Below are 17816 nucleotides of genomic sequence, written 5' to 3'. Positions count from 1 at the left end.
GCAAATGATGACGGCCCGATAAGAAAAGGGCGATACTTCTGCACAGATGTATCGCCCTTTTCCATATGACATGGTCGGGGCATTCCCGGGGTAACCCCGATTAATAATTCCTAGGAAGGCGGAGGAATGCTGGGTCTAGGGCATGACGTCGTTGACGTGCCTGCGTTCGCCAAGCAGCTGAATGAGCCGGGGACGCGCATGCGCAGTCTGTTCTCCATGCGCGAGATATGGCAGACGGCGCAACGGTCGCAGCTCAAGCATGATGACGAGGCGGTGCACCTCGCCGCCCGCTGGGCAGGCAAGGAGGCGTTCCTGAAAGCGTGGTGCGCGGCCATTTCGCGGCATGCGAAAGACGGCGCCGAAGTCGCATATCCGTACAAGCTCGACAACTTCCCATGGGTGCGCATCGAAATTCTCGACGATTCCCACGGCGTGCCGCGCGTCATACTGTCCTCCGAAGTGCAACGCAAGGTGCAGCAGTCGTTGGGCCTGCCGTTGGATCCGGTGCGCCAGTCGTACGATATCTCCATCTCCATAAGCCATGACGGGCCGATCGCCTCTGCCGTGGTCATGCTCGAAATCTGAAATGCCATTCCCGCTTGCAAAAGTTGGTGGGATGTGTATAATAGCTCGAGTCGTTTCGTGTCGGCTTCGGCCGTAGCGGCAACACGCGGATGTAGCTCAATGGTAGAGCCTCAGTCTTCCAAACTGATTACGCGGGTTCGATTCCCGTCATCCGCTCCACAACAGCATCAGAGAAGAAGAAGGCGTGCCTCAAGGCACGCCTTTCGTATATCCGTATGCCCGGGCATACGATTGCCCGGGTATGCTGGAACGGGCCGCGGCGTGCGGCGGCGCAATCGCAAGATATCGCAATATATACGGAGCGGAACATGGGTCAGAAGGAACGCAACAAGGCAACGGAAGTCGTGGATGGCGTGGTCGAGACCGTCGACGTCTCCAAGCACCCGACGGCGTCCATCGAACCGTCGGACCTGTCCTTGGCCGACATCGAACGCCGCAAATCGCATCCGGTCCGCTGGATTCTGTTCATGGCATTGGTGCTGCTGGCCATGATCGCGCCGTACTGGTGGGGACGCGACATCGCGGTGCGGGACGCCTCATGGATGGTGACGAACCTGAATTTCCTCGATCCCAAAGGCGTGGCGCTGATTTCATGGACGGTGACCATCGTGGCGCTCACCGGACTCGGACTGATGGTCGCGGACGCGAAGAAATGGCTGTGGGGGACCATTTTCGTGATCGGCCTTGCCGCGGAGCAATTCGTCGCCGGCATGTGCCTGCTGAGCTTCAACTTCTGGAACGCCACCTACGTGATGTACGGTGAGGCGGCCGGACTGGCGAATGCCGCGAATCTCGGCATCATCGCCGCCGGTTTCGGTGTCGCGGTCTACGCGGTGCTCTGGGTGGGCCTGCTGGTGTGCATCAAGAAGGAATCGAAGCTCAACGTCCTCACACGCAGCTGGGCCTCGTTCCTATTGTTCTTCGCAATCGAGCTCGTCGCGCTTGCCGTGGTGTTGTTCGGCGGTCTGCTCGCGTCCATGGCGTGACGTGAAGAACGGCCGTCGGCGGGGGGGCGGAAATATCGGCCGGCGATTTTGGTCCGGACGTCGTGTAAGATGTTCCCTTGGCGTGTTTCGCCCGCGGATAGAGAGCGCGTCGGTATTGGGCCGGCAGCACCGCGCAGCAATATAAGGAGGATGCCGTGGCACTTACGGCTGAGGAAAAGCAGGAAATCATCAAGACCTACGCAACCCACGAGGGTGACACCGGCTCCCCGGAGGTCCAGGTTGCTCTGCTCACCAAGCGCATCGCTGATCTGACCGAGCACCTCAAGGAGCACAAGCACGATCACCACTCCCGTCGTGGTCTGCTGCTGATGGTCGGCGACCGTCGTCGTATGCTTGATTACCTCAAGCGCGTTGACATCAACCGTTACCGCTCCCTGATCGAGCGTCTGGGTCTGCGCCGATAACATTCTTCCGCCCGAGCGTCACATGGCGCCCGGGCGTTTTTTGCATGACAGCCGAGTTCAAGGAACAGACAGTTTGAAGGCCCGAGGTTTGGGGCGCACGAGGTCTAGAATCTAGAGATGAGGAAGCGGCGGAGGCAACGCCGCGTCACGCATGTAGGAATCGGTTGGAGTCCGCTGAAGAGGACTGCCGATAGTAGGTACACAAGAAAAGAAAACAAAGGAGGAACCCTATGGAGGGTCCCGAAATCAAGGCTGTTGAAGCCGTAATCGATAATGGTTCATTCGGCAAGCGCACGCTGCGCTTCGAGACCGGTCGTCTCGCCCAGCAGGCGGATGGTGCCGTCGCCGCCTATCTTGACGATGATTCGATGATTCTGTCCACGACCACCGCCGGTTCCAGCCCGAAGGAGAACTACGACTTCTTCCCGCTGACCGTGGACGTGGAAGAGAAGATGTACGCAGCCGGCAAGATCCCGGGCTCGTTCTTCCGCCGCGAAGGCCGTCCGAGCTCCGAAGCCATCCTGGCCTGCCGCATCATCGACCGTCCGCTGCGTCCGCTGTTCCCGCACACCCTGCGCAACGAAGTGCAGGTCGTCGAAACCGTGCTCGCCGTCAACCCGGATGACGCATACGACGTCGTCGCACTGAACGCCGCCTCCGCCTCCACCATGATCTCCGGCCTGCCGTTCGAAGGCCCGGTCTCCGGCGTGCGTCTGGCCCTGATCGACGGCCAGTGGGTCGCCTTCCCGCGCTGGAGCGAGCGCGAACGCGCCGTGTTCGAAATCGTGGTCGCCGGCCGCGTTGTCGAGAACGGCGACGTCGCCATCGCCATGATCGAAGCCGGTGCCGGCAAGAACGCATGGCACCTCATCTACGACGAAGGCCAGACCAAGCCGGACGAGGAAGTCGTCGCCGGCGGTCTTGAAGCCGCCAAGCCGTTCATCAAGGTGATCTGCGAGGCCCAGGCCGAGCTCAAGAAGATCGCCGCGAAGGAAACCAAGGAATTCCAGCTCTTCCCGGAGTACACCGAGGATCTGTACAACCGCATCGACGAGATCGCCCACGCCGACCTCGACGAAGCCCTGTCCATCGCCGAAAAGCTGCCGCGCCAGGACCGCATCCACGAGATCAAGGAAGGCGTCAAGGCCACCCTCGCCGGCGAGTTCACCGACATGGAAGACGCCGAGAAGGACAAGGAAATCGGCAACGCGTTCAAGGAGCTGCAGCGCCAGATCGTGCGCCGCCGCATCCTGACCCAGGACTACCGCATCGACGGCCGTGGCCTGCGTGACATCCGCACCCTGTCCGCCGAAGTGGACATCGTGCCGCGCGTGCACGGCTCCGCACTGTTCCAGCGTGGCGAAACCCAGATTCTGGGCGTCACCACCCTGAACATGCTCAAGATGGAGCAGCAGATCGACGCGCTGTCCGGCCCGCAGTCCAAGCGCTACATGCACAATTACGAAATGCCGCCGTACTCCACCGGTGAGACCGGCCGCGTCGGTTCCCCGAAGCGCCGCGAGATCGGCCATGGCGCCCTCGCCGAGAAGGCCCTCGTGCCGGTGCTGCCGAGCCGTGAGGAGTTCCCGTACGCCATCCGTCAGGTCTCCGAGGCAATCGGCTCCAACGGTTCCACCTCCATGGGTTCCGTCTGCGCCTCCACGCTGTCCCTGCTCGCCGCTGGCGTTCCGCTGAAGGCTCCGGTCGCAGGCATCGCCATGGGCCTCGTGTCCGGCGACGTCGACGGCCAGCACATCTACAAGACGCTCACTGACATCCTCGGCGCCGAAGACGCCTTCGGCGACATGGACTTCAAGGTGGCCGGCACCTCCGAATTCATCACCGCCCTGCAGCTCGACACCAAGCTCGACGGCATTCCGGCCGACATCCTGGCGTCCGCCCTGCAGCAGGCCAAGGAAGCCCGCACCACCATCCTCGAAGTCATCAACGAGTGCATCGACGGCCCGGCCGAGATGAGCCCGTACGCGCCGCGCATCATCACCACCACCGTTCCGGTGGACAAGATCGGCGAGGTCATCGGTCCGAAGGGCAAGATGATCAACCAGATCCAGGAAGACACCGGCGCCGAAATCGCCATCGAGGATGACGGCACCGTGTACATCTCCTCCGAAGGCGGCGAGGCCGCCGAGAAGGCCAAGGAGATCATCGACCAGATCGCCAACCCGCACGTGCCGGAAGCCGGCGAGACCTACAACGGCAAGGTCGTGAAGACCACCTCCTTCGGCGCCTTCGTGAACCTGACCCCGGGCACCGACGGTCTGCTGCACATCTCCCAGATCCGCAACCTCGCCAACGGCGAGCGCATCGACGCCGTCGAAGACGTGCTCAAGGAAGGCGACACCGTTGAGGTGGTCGTGCAGGGTGTTGACGATCGCGGCAAGATCTCGCTGGCCATCCCGGGCTTCGAGGATCAGGAATCCTCCGCTCCGCGTCGTGACCGTGGCGATCGCGATGACCGCCGTGGCGGCCGTGGCCGTCGTGACGACCGCCGTCGTTCCGACGATCGCGATGATCGCGATTACGACGATCGTCCGCGTCGCCGTCGTTCCGACCGCGATGACGATCGTGATTATGATGATCGTCCGCGTCGCCGTCGTTCCGACCGTGACGATCGCGACTACGATCGTGACGACCGCCGTTCGTCCCGTTCCGATCGCGATGATCGTGATTATGATGATCGTCCGCGTCGCCGTCGTTCCGATCGCGATGACCGTGACTACGATCGCGATGACCGCCGTTCCGACCGTCGCCGTGGTAGCCGTCGTGACGACCGCAACCCGCGTTACGCCGCCGACGAGAACTACGACGAGTACCGTGCCGATCGCGAAGAGCGCTCCGAGCGTCCGCGTCGCCGCGTGCGCCGCGACTTTGATCCGTTCGAAGACTGACGTCTTCTCACGGATCCTTCGCAGCGAAGCTGCTCACTTCACCTACGAGAAGCCCACTGGGCTTCTCGCTTGACGGCTCAGCATTCGAAGACTGACGTCTTCTCACGGATTCTTCGCAGCGAAGCCGATAGGTAATCTAACGAAAAACCCACTCCGTAATGGGTGGGTTTTTCATACGTTCGACATGCTGTGCGAATATTGGCATCAATCGATTTACGGGTGCATGGAAAACCGACAATACAACGAAATGTGTAGCCCTCATGCGAAAATTAGACAAATAAACAAGCAAAGAAGCAAGGATTTTCACATGATATTCGGCATTATTGCACTCATTGTCATCGTCCTGATAGTGCTGTGGGGAGTGTCCGCCTACAACGGTCTGGTCACATTGCGCAACCGCGTCAAAAACGGCTGGGCGCAGATCGACGTGCAGCTCAAGCAGCGCGCCGACCTCATCCCGAATCTCGTGGAGACCGTCAAGGGGTACGCTGCCCATGAATCGCAGGTGTTCACACAGGTGACCCAGGCCCGCGCCAGCGCACTCCAGGCGGCGCAGTCCGGTGATGTGGCACAGCGCATCCAAGCCGAAAACCAGCTGAGCCGCGCGATCATGAACCTCCAGGCCGTGGCCGAAGCGTATCCGCAGCTGCAGGCCAACCAGAACTTCCTGGACCTGCAGGCCCAGCTCAAGGCGCTCGAGGAGAAAATCGCCTACGCCCGCCAGTTCTATAACGATGTGGTGCAGAAGTACAACACCAAGATCGAGGTCGTGCCGACCAACATCATCGCCGGACTGTTCCACTTCGAGCAGGCGGCGTACTTCCAGGTCGACGAAGCGGACCGTCAGGCTCCGCAAGTCAAGTTCTGAACGTTTCCATACAAGAAAGGGGAGCGCTGACGAGGTGTGATGTCTTGCCAGCACTCCCTTTCCTGTATTACGGTCCGTTGACGTCGAGACCATGCGTTGGTGCTTGAGGACCCTTGAGAGAAAACAGAGATACCGCCGATGAATATCAGACGTACGTTGGTCAGTCTGCTGTCCACGATTGTGGTCACGTTGACGATGTTGGGCATCGTGCTCATCAATGCGCAGACCTCCGATGAGGAACCCGATTTAAGCTACCGCACGCTTGACTACGACGTGGCGGTGCAGAGGAACGGCGATCTCAAAGTCACGCAGCATATCGACATGAGGCTGAAGGACCGTGGCCGTGACTGGAAGCAGATGTATCAGCGGTATACGCTGAAATCCAAGAATCTCACGGATATCAGCGATATTGGGGTCAAGGACGTATCCAACGGCGAGACATACCGCCAGGGCGACTTCGTCTTCCCCGACAATGCCGACAACTGGAACGACGAGCATGCGGGACGGTGGTACATCGTGGACGTCACTGAGGATGAGAACGATCCTCAGCCGTTCAATCCGCAGACCGATGGGTTAAGTGATGACGGTCAGGCCGACAAAACACTTGAAATCGGTTGGAATATTCCACAAACCGTATCCGAGGACAGTCTCAAATTCGATGTATCCATGACGCTGCATGGCGTGAGCACCGCCTATGACGACGTCGTCTCCTTCCAATGGGAGCCGTTCGGCGAGGAAAACCAGATTCCCATCGGTACGGTGACGGGCAAAGTCACATTCCCCAACGGCATTAACGGCAAGAATTCGTGGGCATGGCTGCACACCAAAAATACCTCCACCACGAACCGCGGCGATAATGGTTCCCTGATGTTCTCCGCCAATGATGTGCGCGCCGGCGACTATTTGGATGTCGTGGCCATGTTCGATGCCTCGCAAGCGCAAGGCGTGGCACGCACCAAGTCCGGCGCATACAAGCAACGGCTTATCGACGATGAAACCAAACAGGAACGGGAATGGAGGTCCAGTCAGCATACGAAGGCCGTCAAACGGGTGGCCGGCTGGATATTCGCGGCGTTGATCGGCATCGCGCTTGCTGTGGCGGCGCTGTATTTCGCCATCGTCAGCTTCCGCAAATCGCAATACAAGGGCGATATCGAATACTGGCGGGACCTGCCTGACCTAAGTCCAGCAGCCGCCGCGAAGATGGAGGATATCATGAGCGCATCCTCCTCGATATTCGGTTCCGGCAAGACCAAGAACGCCGACAAACTGGCCAACAGACAGATGTCCGCCACGGTGATGTCGCTTGCCTCGAAAGGCGCGATCGCCATCTATCCGGGGCCGGTGGACCTGTATAACGGCATTGATTTGACCACGACGAGCGCGGCTTCGGTGGCTGGCATGCTCGGTTCCAATGCGGCGTCCGCGCGCAAACTGAAGAAGACCAGCACCATCGCTATCATGCCGGTGGTGTGTGACGACATCGGTTCGTTGCTGCTCAGTTCCTCCGAAAGAGCGGTGCTTGACATCCTGCTTAAAGCGTCATCGCGTCTGCATGATGCGCAGGTGTTTGATTTGAAACAGATGAGCAAGGCCTTCAAACACTATTCGAGCGGTTACAAGCTGTTGGAAACCTTCGACAACGCGTGCTCCATGGAATTCGATGACTTACATGCCGTCAAGCCTATGGGATTGCTCAGCTATCTGTTCAGTGGGCTGGGTATTGCGTTCGCCTTCTTCCTGGCGTTGAAATACGTGCAGGACGGTGAGCTTGCCGTGGCGCTGGTCGTCTGCGTTCCGGTGGCCGCGCTTTGCGCTTTCGCCGCAGCATACGGGAAACGCTATGTGCTGACCGATGAGGGGCAACGCTATGGTGGGCAAGTCGCCGGATTGAAACGCTATCTTACGGATTTCAGCGATTTCACCGACCGAGGCGTGCTCGACATGACGTTGTGGGGCCGGTACATGGTGTATGCCACCGCGTTCGGCATTTCCAAGAAGGCGATGGCCCAGCTAGCCAGAGCATATCCCGAAGTGGCCGATCCGCAGTGGTTGGATGAGCATGCCGGCACCTCGTACATGTACATGCCCCTGCGTTCCAGCAGCCTGCTTGGCGCATCCGTCGGCACGTCGCTTGGCGCCTCCACGATTGATCCGGCCGCATTCAGCGCGAATTTCGGCGATCTCGGTGCGCAGCTGAGTTCCAGTTTCGCCGATGTGCGCAGCACGATCTCCGCGGCGGCCCCATCCTCCTCATCCGGAGGTTCCGGAAGCTTCGGCGGTTCCGGTGGTTCCTTCTCCGGCGGCGGTTTCGGAGGATCGTCCGGCGGCTCCGGCGGCGGTTCGTTCGGAGGCCGATGAAACAGACGTACTGGCAAACGCACCATGGCCGCATTGGCCAGTCGTAGAGAGCAGGAAGGGGTGAACAATGAACGGTAAACGGTACGGACGCGGGCTAATCGCCGCGTTCAGTGCGCTGGTGGCGGTGGTTGCCATCATCCTTGCGGTATTCGTCATATCCGGCGACGAGGCGGACCTGAGCTACCGCTCCGTCGACTTCGATGCACGGCTCCAGAGCAACGGCGACATTAGATTCACAGAGCATCTGGACTACCAGCTGAAGCGCCGCGAGGACGGCAACGGTGACACCAAGCCGTGGAAACAGCTGTATCTGACGTTCAAACTGCGCAATCAGGATCTGACGAACATCACCGACATCTCCGTGACCAACGCATCCACAGGCGAGGAATATACGCAGACCGATCCACAATTGCCATCCGGCATATCCGACGGCACATGGGACTCGACCTATGCCGGCCACTGGTACATCGCCGACGTCACGGCCGGTTCCGACTCGCCGCAGCCGTTCGATCCCACTACCGACGGCATCGACCCGAATGGTTCCGGCGAGCAGAAGAACATCGAGATCGGCTGGAACATCCCCGCCACCGTCAAACAGAGCAGCCTCAAGTTCGATGTGAGCATGACGTTCCATGACATGGGCACGCGGCATAGCGACGTGACGAATCTCATGTGGGAGATGTTCCCTGAAAACAACCAGGTGCCGGCCGGCAAGGTCACCGGCACCGTGCGTTTCCCCAAAGGCATCGCCTCCAACAATTCGTGGGCGTGGCTGCATACCGAAGCCACCTCCCAGACATCGCGCGATGCGGACGGCACATTGCGTTTCACCATCAGCGACCTGCGCACCAACCAATATGTCGACCTCGTCGCGGCCTTCGACAACACAGGCGCTGCCGGCGTCGAACGTACGCAGTCCGGCGATTATCTCGACGAACTGAAATCCACGGAGGCCGCCAAGGAACGGCAGTGGCGTGACCGACAACGGTTGAAGGCGCAGCTCACCGTCGCAGGCTGGTTGATCTGTCTGATAATCGGAGTGCTATGCTGCGTGCTGGCGATTCGTGGCGTGCTGTCGGCGAACCGCGAGGCCCGTTACCAAGGCGGCATCGAATATTGGCGCGATCCGCCGCAGGTCAGCCCTGCGGCCAGCGCGCATCTGATCGACGTGGTGGACGAATCCGTAGGTGACCGGTCATCGCGTGCCATGACGGCGACGATACTGGCGTTGGTGGTCAAGAAGGCGCTTGCCGTCTACCCGGGGCCATCCAGCCTGTACCAGGGCATCGACTTGAGCCAAGCCAACGCCTCCGACCTCGCCCGCATGATTGCTTCCGATCCCAATCGAGCCAAGGCCACGGCTTCCACCAGCACTCTGGTGATCATGCCGGCCGCGCTTTCCCATCGCAACACCCTCGGTCTGAGCCAGTCCGAGGAAGCCTGTCTGGAACTGCTGATCGGCATCTCCATGCGCGTCGGCTCGCCGGTGTTCGACTTCAACCAGATGGACACGGCCTGCTCCGACTGGGAGGAGGGCTACCAGTCCCTGAATCGGTTCAAGAGCGCCTGTGACCTCGAATTCGGAGCGCTTGGCGCGGTGAAGAGCGTGAACGGACGGTGGTTGGTGCCGAGCCTATGTCTGATGGTCATCGGCGCTATTGGTATATTCGCCAACGGTGCGAGCAATATCGCGATGGCGCTGTGCTTGGGCGTGCCGTTCATCTGTATCGGCGTCTTCTGCATGGCCGCGGGCCGATCGGAAGGCATCACCGAACGCGGCCAGCAGTATGCCGGCGAATGCTTGGGACTCAAACGCTATATGGAAGATTTCTCCAATTTCTCCAATCGCGGAGCCCTTGATTTGACGCTATGGAACTGGTACATGGTCTACGCGGCGGCGTTCGGCATCTCCGAGAAGGTAGCGAGGGAATTCGCCCGCGCCTACCCCGAAGTCAACGACCCGCAATGGCTTGACACCTACGGTTATGACTCCTTGGGCTATTGGACCTATCGTTCCCAGGCGTGGAACGGTCCGATCAATACGAATGGCATGATGCCGGGTGGTATGTATGGCGGTACGCAATTCATGGGCGGCATCGGTGACATCGGTTCGCAGATCAGCTCTGGATTCGCTTCGGTGAGTTCCACGATTTCCGCGGCCGCGCCTTCCTCATCCTCTGGCTCCGGCGGATCCTTCTCCGGTGGCGGCTTCGGCGGCGGTGGCGGAGGCGGCGGCGGTGGAGGCGGCGGTGGCCGCTGATCCACGACATGACGCCCGCCGTCGGACAACGTGACGCCCTATGACATTGCGATTGTCGGCATTGTGTTTGCCCACGCCCGGTCCGGCTTGAAAAGCCTACCTTTCGCCCATGGCGATTGGTAGGCTTTTCCATTGGCAGAACCTGAACGAGATGCCGTCCGACTTGGTTCCGACCCGGCTCCAACCGGCTCGCGCCTGCCGGAAGACACCACTTTCGAAGGAGAAGACATGACGTTGTTCCGTAATCTCGGACCGTTCCACACCACCGCCATCGGCCACGGCGAAATGCCGCTGACCATCGAAAACAACCGTGGCCACGACGTCGGCATCGAAACCCTGCACGCCTCGCTTGACGCCGGCTGCCGCCACATCGACACCGCATGGGCCTACTATACGCCGGGCGAAGAGGAACAGACCGGCGAAAAGCTGGTCCGCGAAGCGCTGGACACATGGAAGGGGCCGCGTGAGGAAGTCACCGTGGCCACCAAGGTCGGTCTGCGCCGCGCGTGGGATGGCGACAAGCCGATCTGGCCGCGTGACGGCAAGCCGGAACACCTCATCGAATACGGCAAGCAGTCCGCGCAGGCGCTCGGCGTCGACTCGATCGACCTGCTCTACCTGCATCGCCACGATCCGGAAGTGCCGTACAACGAGTCCTGCGAAGGTATCAAGGCGCTGCTCGACCAGGGCGTGGCCCAGTGGGCGGGTGTGTCCAACGTGAGCATCGAACAGCTCAAAATCGCACAGGAGATTCTCGGCGACAAGCTCGTTGCCGTGCAGAACCAGTATTCGCCGATCCATCTGGAAACCCAGGACACGTTGGAATACTGCGCGAAGGGAGGTCTCGCCTTCGTGTGCTGGAGTCCGCTCGGCGGCTATCGCCACCCGTACGACGAGCACCTGTTCGACCCGTTCCGCGAAGTGGCCGCCAAGCATGGCGTGAGCTACCAGCGCGTGGTGCTGGCTTGGGAGCTGGCCAAGGGCGACCACATGTTCGTGATTCCGGGCGCACACCGTCCCGAAACCATCCTCGACTCCCTGAAGGCCGACGAGCTCGAACTCACTGACGAGGAGCTCGCCTTCCTCGGCTGAAAAAGCACTGCCCGTCCGCATTTTGTTAACCCAACCACTCAGCTCGGGTAGCAAAACACGGACGGGCATACGTTTTTGCGGAACCGGACGGTCATCGCGGGATTACAGCACGGCCATCGCGAAATCAATCAGCAGTTTGACGCCGTACAGCACCACCACCGCGCCACACACGCGGTTCATCGCGGTGACGATTCGCGGGCTGAACCTGTGGCTGAACAGCGACACCAACAGGGTGATGCCGAAGAACCACAGTGCCGACGCGGTTTCCACGCCGGTGATGAACGGCGTGGACTGACCGACGGTAAGCGTCGCGCTGAACGCGCCGAGCATCAGCGTGCCGTCGATGATGGCCTGCGGATTGCACCACGTCACCACACCGGCGGTGACGATGGTGTGCAGCAGCTCGCTGTCGCCGCCGAATTTCGAAGTGACGCGTTGCGCAAGGCTCTGCGATTGCGAGGTCCGCGACTGCGGCGTTTGCGCGGCGCCATCATCGCCACCCTTGCCGGGAAACAGCAGACCCGCGCCGATACGGATGACCACCAAGCCGCCGATCGCCAGAATGGCCAGCTTCAGCCATGCGTAATCCTGCATCAGCCTGCCGATGCCGAAAAAGCAGGACAGCGACAACGACACGTCGAAAAACAGCACGATCAGCGCGGTCAGCAGCGCGCGGCGGCGCGGCTTGGTCAGCGCCGAATCGATGACGAACAGATTCTGCATACCGATCGGCGCGACATACGCCAATCCCAACGTCAGCCCTTGGAAAAAGAATCCCATACTCGCCTCTTATCCATCCAAACATATTTGGTTGGTTGTAATCAACCCAGCCAAAACCAACCAAATCGCTCATTTTGTAATCGCAGGAAAAACCTCTATTCTGCGAAAAACAACGTAACCAGTGTCATATTGTATAGGTGTTGCTACAATAGGCAACCAGCCAAAAGCTGAGGTTTGGCTCAGCCAATCGCAGGACGGTCCACTGTCAGAAAGCAGATGCGCCGACCGCGGAAAACGCCGAACCATACCGACACCACCAATGTGAAGGAGCGTCATGGCACGCATCGCGCCGCTGAACATCGATTGGAAACCGGACCGTACCACCGGTGAACCCGTCACCGAACAAATCGTCGGATACATGTGCGAACAGGTGCACAGCGGCAACTGGCCGATTGGCTCGCGTCTGCCGTCGCAACGCGCGCTCGCCGAATGGTTCGGCGTGAACCGGTCCACCGTCATCGCAGCCATCAACGAGCTGTCCGACTACGGCATCGTCGAAGGGCAGCATGGAGCGGGCACGCGAATCGTCAGCAACACGTGGTCGCTGATGCTGCCGGGCGCGCCCGACTGGGCCGATTACGTGGATTCCGGCTTCTTCAAAGCCAACAACGACACCATCCAAGCCATCAACCGGTACGAGTTCACGCCGAACATGACGCGCATCGGCACCGGCGAGCTCGACCCGCGGCTCTTTCCGAAAGCCATGTGGCGGCAGGTGCTCGGCGAGGCGGCGGACGAGATCGAAACGCTCGGCTACCCGCCGCCCGAAGGCCTGCCCGAACTGCGCGAGGCCATCGCGGCGCACATGCGCGCCACCGGCGTCGACTGCACGGCAAGCCAGGTGCTGGTCACATCCGGCGCGTTGCAGGCGCTGCAGATGATTTCGGTGAGCCTGCTGCCGGCCGGCACCACCGTATACGCGGAATCGCCGAGCTACATCAAGTCGCTGCAGGTGTTCCAGTCGGCCGGCATGCATCTGGAAGGCGTGCCGATGGACGACGACGGCCTCAACGTGCAGGCATTGCGCGGCCTGCTGGCGGAAGGGGAGCTTGACGCCGGCCGTCCGGCGCCGCTCAACGCGCGCAACCGCAAAGGCAATGCGATCCTGTACACGATTCCGACCAATCACAATCCGACAGGCGTCACCATGAGCGACAAACGCCGGCATGAACTGGTCGAGCTTTCCGTGGACAGCCGACTGCCGATCATCGAGGACGGCGCCTACCGCGACCTGTATTTCGAGGATGATGCCCCGCTGCCGTCGCTGAAGGCCCTCGATGAGACCGGCATGGTCATCACGCTCGGCAGCGCGTCCAAGTCGCTGGCTCCCGGCTTGCGCATCGGATGGCTGGTCGCCGCCGAACCGATCGTGCAGCGGCTCGCCGACGTGAAAATGCAGATGGACTACGGTGCGAGCGTGCTGAGCCAGTGGACGTTCGCGCGATTCCTCACGAACGGCATGTACGACGAATACGTGGCCGGCCTGAAACGGGAGCTGCGGCACCGCCGCGACCGCGCGCTCGTTACGCTGCAGGAGAAAATGGACGGGCTCGCCCACTGGAACGTGCCGTCCGGCGGCTTCTACATTTGGATGACCTTCGACCGGCCGATACGCATGAACCGCCTGTTCCAGCTGGCCGCCGAACGTGGCGTGCTGCTCAACCCCGGCGACATCTACGATTTCGCCGCCGACAACTCCCTGCGCCTGAGCTACTCCTACACCACGCCGGAAGAGTTCGCCGACGCAGTGGACGTACTCGCCGCCGTCGCACGCGAGCTGGCGTAGCGCCTGGCGTAGCCCGAGCTTGCGTAACGGCTGGACGGGCTTTGCCTGTCCCGTGAATCTACGACAATATCTGATGGTCTTTTACGAGTAAGAGGAACATCCGTGCAAAGAAGAAACAAGCCAGAAGTGTTGGCCCCCGCAGGCAATTTGAGGGGACTGAAAACCGCGGTCGATTACGGTGCGGACGCCGTCTACTGCGGCGGCAAGGCGTTCGGCATGCGCAGCGCGCCGAAAAACCTGAGCCTCGAGGATTTCGAGGAAGGCGCACGCTACGCCCACGAGCGTGGGGCCCGCGTGTACGTCACCTTCAACGTGCTGCCGCGCAACAACGAGGTGGAAGCCATGCGCGAATACCTCGGCAAGCTGAAGGACACCGGCGTGGACGCGCTGATCGTCTCCGACATCGGCGTGATGCTCATGGCCAAGCAGGTGGCTCCGAACCTCGAACTGCATGTGAGCACGCAGGCCGGCGTCACCAACTACCAGGCCGCCAACGCGTTCTACGAACTGGGCGCACGCCGCGTGGTGCTGGCCCGCGAAATGGATCTGCAGGCCGTGCGCGACATCCGCGCCCGCATCCCCGACGACCTCGACATCGAATGCTTCGTGCACGGCGCGATGTGCATGGCCTTCTCCGGACGCTGCCTGTTTTCCAACTATCTGACCGGCCGCGACGGCAACCACGGCGAATGCGCGCAGCCGTGCCGCTGGAAGTATTCGATCGTCGAAGAGAAACGCCCCGGCCAGTACTTCCCGATCGAACAGACCGCGGAAGGCGCGTACCTGTTCAATTCGCAGGACATGAACATGCTCGCCCACATCGACGATCTGCTCGATTCGGGCGCGACGAGCCTCAAGATCGAAGGCCGTTCCAAGAGCGCCTACTACATCGCCGCCATGACGAACGCCTACAAGACGGCCGTCAACGAATACATGGTCCAGCGCGGCTTCGAAGATGCCGACGGCAATGTGCTGAAGCCGTTCCGCGACCGCGTGATCCGTCCCGGTGACCCGGAATACGGCAAGCCGGACACCGAGGATGCGATCATGGCCAACGCCGATGGCGCGTTCGCCGGCAAGCCCGACATCGACGCCGTTCCCGTTGGGGGCGTGCCGTCCGGCAACGTTTCGGCTGGCAACGTTTCGTCCGGCAATATCGCGATTGGCGAGCCGGACAATCTGAGCTACCACGCACGCAGCACCCGACGCAAGTCGAACACCGCCGCCGAAATACTGCCGGAAGGCTGGCATCACGCCGGTGTACGGCCGGCACCGCATGTCACCCTGCCGGATTGGCTGCTCGACGAGCCCGACAAAGTGGCGCACCGCGACTACTCCACCGGCTTCTACTATCCGGAACACAAAGTGCGGCAAAGCACCGACCGTTCCGCATACTTCCGCGCATGGCTCGTCGTCGGCGAAGTGCTGTCCTGGAGTCCGGAAGACGGAGGACGCGTGACCATCATGAGCCGCAACAAGATCGAAGCCGGCCAGGAAGTCGAATTCGTGCTGCCCGGCGCGGCCCCCTTCGCCTACACCGTGCCTGCCGGCGGTTTCCGTGACGCCGACGGCCACTGGGTCGAAGCCATCAACAACCCGGCGCACGTCTTCTCCATGCCGTGCCCGCAGGAAGTGCCCGTCAACGCGGCCATCCGTTCGCGCACGAAAAAGCCGACGCTGAAAGCCGAATAGAAGACGGCAATCGCAAGCAGGCATTCCAATCGCAAAACCAAGGAAAAACAAGACATGAGCAGCACACAATACGATGACGCGATCCTCGATTCCAACGCCATCGACCCCACTGACAAAAACGGCAACCCGATTCCCGTGACCATTCCGATCATGCTGGCCCCCGGCATCAAAGTCGTCTACACCACGCGACTCGGCGGCACCAGCGAAGGCGATTTCGCGCACTTCAACCTCGGCGGCAAATCCGGCGACAAACCGGAACACGTGCTAGCCAACCGCAAGGCGCTCGCCGACGTGCTCGGCGCGAAAATCAGCCTTATCAGCCAGGTGCATTCCGGCGACGCGGTGGACGTGGACGAATCATTCGTCATCAACCAGCCGTTCGGATTCGACGTGTCCGGCACGAAGAAGCCGGAAGACGAGACGGACGGCGAAAACAACGCGACGGGGAATGACGGTGAGCCGACCGTCATCGAAGCCGACGGCCAAGTGACGTCCCGGAAGAACGTGGCGCTCGGCATGTTCGCCGCCGACTGCCTGCCGGTGCTCATGGCCGATCCCGAAGCCGGCGTGATCGGCGCAGCGCACTGCGGCCGTCGCGGTCTGCAGAAAGGCGTGATCGGCGCGACCATCGAGAAGATGGTGTCCAAGGGCGCCCAGCCGGAACGTATCGTCGCCACGCTCGGCCCCTGCATCTGCGGCGACTGCTACGAGGTCGGTGGCGACATCGCCGACGAATTCGATGCGCAGTTCCCGGGAACCTTCACGTTGAGCCGATTTGGCCAGCCGGGCATCGACATCGCCGCGGCCGCCCTGCAGGAGCTTGCCAAAGCGGGCGTGCCGGCCGACAACATCGTCTCATCCCGTCCACGCGTCAACGCGGCCACGCAGTACCTGTCCGAAGACGAGGAACTGGCCGGCATCTGCGCCGCCGATGGCGAAGGCGATCCGAAGCTTTCCGAACGGTTCAACAAGATCCGCCGCAGCCTGTGCACGCTCGAAAACCCGTTGTGGTTCTCGCATCGCCGCGCGTCGCTCGCCAAAAAACAGCATGAAGGACGCATGCTGGCGCTGATCGTACGCGAATAATCACCATACGAGCCATACAAGCCACGCGATTCGTGCGATTCGAGTGATTCGCGTGGCCACTGTTGCGGATTGCGTGCAGAACCCGCCGCGGAACGGGGTGGCATGCGGCCGCGGCTTTACGGTGGAGCATATGAGTAAGGGAGAGCAGATGCAGGAACAGAAGATGCCGGTCGTGGCCGTGGTGCTGGCAGCGGGATTCGGCACCCGATTCGACGAGAACAACCCCAAGCAGCTGGTGTCGGTGGGCGGCAAGCCAATCGTCTGCTGGAGCATCGAGGCATTCGAAAACAACGACCGCATCAGCGACATCATCGTGGTGGTCAACGAACGCGTCGAAGAGACGGTGAACGAGCTTATCGACGAAGCCGGCTACGCCAAAGTGCGGGCCATCGTTCCCGGCGGCGCCGAACGCGTGGACAGCACGCTCGCCGCCTTGGACCTGCTCAAACAGGCCGGCATTCCCTCCGGCGCGAAAATCCTCATCCATGACGGCGTGCGTCCGTTCGTCGAGGAGCGGTCCATCGACGGCTGCATCGACAGCCTGGACCAGTTCAACGCCGCCACCGTGGCCTACGCCTCCACCGACACGATTCTGCTCACAGAGGATCTGGGCGATCGCAAGGTGGTCAAATCCGTGCCGGAACGTCCGAACACCTTCCGCGCGCAGACCCCGCAGGCGTTCCGTTTCGGAACCATCGTCAAAGCCTACGAACTGGCCGCCGCCGACCCCGACTTCCACCCGACCGACGACACGCGCGTGGTGGTGGACTACCTGCCCGACGAGCCGGTCGCCATCGTGGACGGTTCCGAAACGAACCTCAAAATCACCACGCCATCCGACATGCCGATCGCCGAAGGCATCGCCCGCAGCCTCGACCCCGAACACGCCAAGGAGGAAGCCAAGGCGCGCATGCACGCCGTGTTCGCCGAAGCGTTCTCCCAGATGCACAGCCGTTGATTTTCATCGAACGTTAAGTCCGTCGACG

At 61.2% G+C, this 17816-nt stretch carries 13 protein-coding genes and 1 tRNA gene; 13 read left to right on the top strand and 1 reads right to left on the bottom strand.

The window, feature by feature from the left end; translation table 11 throughout:
* Positions 1–126 precede the first annotated feature (126 nt).
* From KSX58_RS01180 to KSX58_RS01140, 9 genes are all read left to right on the top strand, one after another.
* Positions 127–585: a holo-ACP synthase gene (locus KSX58_RS01180; RefSeq protein ID WP_217735830.1), complete on the top strand. Its 459-nt coding sequence runs from the start codon at positions 127–129 to the stop codon at positions 583–585.
* Between the two features lie 85 nt (positions 586–670).
* A tRNA-Gly gene (locus tag KSX58_RS01175) sits at positions 671–744 on the top strand.
* 149 nt (positions 745–893) lie between these two features.
* Positions 894–1571, top strand: coding sequence for a hypothetical protein (locus KSX58_RS01170; protein ID WP_070122267.1), 678 nt, complete (start codon positions 894–896; stop codon positions 1569–1571).
* A gap of 155 nt (positions 1572–1726) precedes the next feature.
* Complete coding sequence (rpsO, locus tag KSX58_RS01165; protein ID WP_003807806.1) at positions 1727–1996, top strand: 30S ribosomal protein S15; 270 nt, start codon at positions 1727–1729, stop codon at positions 1994–1996.
* 230 nt (positions 1997–2226) lie between these two features.
* On the top strand, positions 2227–4905 hold the full coding sequence (locus KSX58_RS01160) for a polyribonucleotide nucleotidyltransferase (RefSeq protein ID WP_003807809.1): 2679 nt from the start codon (positions 2227–2229) through the stop codon (positions 4903–4905).
* A 307-nt stretch (positions 4906–5212) separates the two neighbouring features.
* Positions 5213–5773 carry a LemA family protein gene (locus KSX58_RS01155; protein ID WP_021913114.1) on the top strand — a complete coding sequence of 187 codons (561 nt, stop codon included), beginning with the start codon at positions 5213–5215 and terminating at the stop codon, positions 5771–5773.
* Positions 5774–5911: 138 nt separating this feature from the next.
* Complete coding sequence (locus KSX58_RS01150) at positions 5912–8134, top strand: DUF2207 domain-containing protein (RefSeq protein ID WP_217735831.1); 2223 nt, start codon at positions 5912–5914, stop codon at positions 8132–8134.
* A gap of 67 nt (positions 8135–8201) precedes the next feature.
* Positions 8202–10394: a DUF2207 domain-containing protein gene (locus tag KSX58_RS01145; RefSeq protein ID WP_217735832.1), complete on the top strand. Its 2193-nt coding sequence runs from the start codon at positions 8202–8204 to the stop codon at positions 10392–10394.
* A gap of 228 nt (positions 10395–10622) precedes the next feature.
* Positions 10623–11486, top strand: a complete 864-nt coding sequence (locus KSX58_RS01140; RefSeq protein ID WP_046998969.1) for an aldo/keto reductase — start codon at positions 10623–10625, stop codon at positions 11484–11486.
* Positions 11487–11588: 102 nt separating this feature from the next.
* Here KSX58_RS01140 and KSX58_RS01135 read toward each other — a convergent pair whose 3' ends face one another.
* Positions 11589–12266 (bottom strand): LysE/ArgO family amino acid transporter, encoded by a 678-nt coding sequence (locus KSX58_RS01135; RefSeq protein WP_055680169.1) that lies wholly within the window; start codon positions 12264–12266, stop codon positions 11589–11591.
* A gap of 274 nt (positions 12267–12540) precedes the next feature.
* Here KSX58_RS01135 and KSX58_RS01130 point away from each other — a divergent pair, with 274 nt between their 5' ends.
* From KSX58_RS01130 to KSX58_RS01115, 4 genes are all read left to right on the top strand, one after another.
* On the top strand, positions 12541–14052 hold the full coding sequence (locus KSX58_RS01130; RefSeq protein WP_042989891.1) for a PLP-dependent aminotransferase family protein: 1512 nt from the start codon (positions 12541–12543) through the stop codon (positions 14050–14052).
* A gap of 102 nt (positions 14053–14154) precedes the next feature.
* Entirely contained in the window at positions 14155–15744 is a 1590-nt protein-coding gene (locus tag KSX58_RS01125) for a U32 family peptidase (protein ID WP_035010145.1), read from the top strand.
* A gap of 54 nt (positions 15745–15798) precedes the next feature.
* On the top strand, positions 15799–16830 hold the full coding sequence (locus KSX58_RS01120; protein ID WP_011742783.1) for a polyphenol oxidase family protein: 1032 nt from the start codon (positions 15799–15801) through the stop codon (positions 16828–16830).
* A gap of 130 nt (positions 16831–16960) precedes the next feature.
* Positions 16961–17788 carry an IspD/TarI family cytidylyltransferase gene (locus KSX58_RS01115; RefSeq protein WP_003807832.1) on the top strand — a complete coding sequence of 276 codons (828 nt, stop codon included), beginning with the start codon at positions 16961–16963 and terminating at the stop codon, positions 17786–17788.
* Positions 17789–17816: the final 28 nt, after the last annotated feature.

The sequence above is a fragment of the Bifidobacterium sp. MSK.17.10 genome, from assembly GCF_019129655.1.
Classification (GTDB): Bacteria; Actinomycetota; Actinomycetes; order Actinomycetales; family Bifidobacteriaceae; genus Bifidobacterium; species Bifidobacterium adolescentis.
This window is presented reverse-complemented; position numbering and strand designations above follow the sequence as displayed.

Excerpts from the sequence above, each read along its gene's own strand:
- KSX58_RS01140 (WP_046998969.1), top strand. The coding sequence starts at position 10,623 with ATGACGTTGTTCCGTAATCTCGGACCGTTCCACACCACCGCCATCGGC.
- KSX58_RS01160 (WP_003807809.1), top strand. The coding sequence starts at position 2,227 with ATGGAGGGTCCCGAAATCAAGGCTGTTGAAGCCGTAATCGATAATGGT.
- KSX58_RS01130 (WP_042989891.1), top strand. The coding sequence starts at position 12,541 with ATGGCACGCATCGCGCCGCTGAACATCGATTGGAAACCGGACCGTACC.
- KSX58_RS01170 (WP_070122267.1), top strand. The coding sequence starts at position 894 with ATGGGTCAGAAGGAACGCAACAAGGCAACGGAAGTCGTGGATGGCGTG.
- KSX58_RS01120 (WP_011742783.1), top strand. The coding sequence starts at position 15,799 with ATGAGCAGCACACAATACGATGACGCGATCCTCGATTCCAACGCCATC.
- KSX58_RS01115 (WP_003807832.1), top strand. The coding sequence starts at position 16,961 with ATGAGTAAGGGAGAGCAGATGCAGGAACAGAAGATGCCGGTCGTGGCC.
- KSX58_RS01180 (WP_217735830.1), top strand. The coding sequence starts at position 127 with ATGCTGGGTCTAGGGCATGACGTCGTTGACGTGCCTGCGTTCGCCAAG.
- KSX58_RS01145 (WP_217735832.1), top strand. The coding sequence starts at position 8,202 with ATGAACGGTAAACGGTACGGACGCGGGCTAATCGCCGCGTTCAGTGCG.
- KSX58_RS01135 (WP_055680169.1), bottom strand. The coding sequence starts at position 12,266 with ATGGGATTCTTTTTCCAAGGGCTGACGTTGGGATTGGCGTATGTCGCG.
- KSX58_RS01150 (WP_217735831.1), top strand. The coding sequence starts at position 5,912 with ATGAATATCAGACGTACGTTGGTCAGTCTGCTGTCCACGATTGTGGTC.
- KSX58_RS01155 (WP_021913114.1), top strand. The coding sequence starts at position 5,213 with ATGATATTCGGCATTATTGCACTCATTGTCATCGTCCTGATAGTGCTG.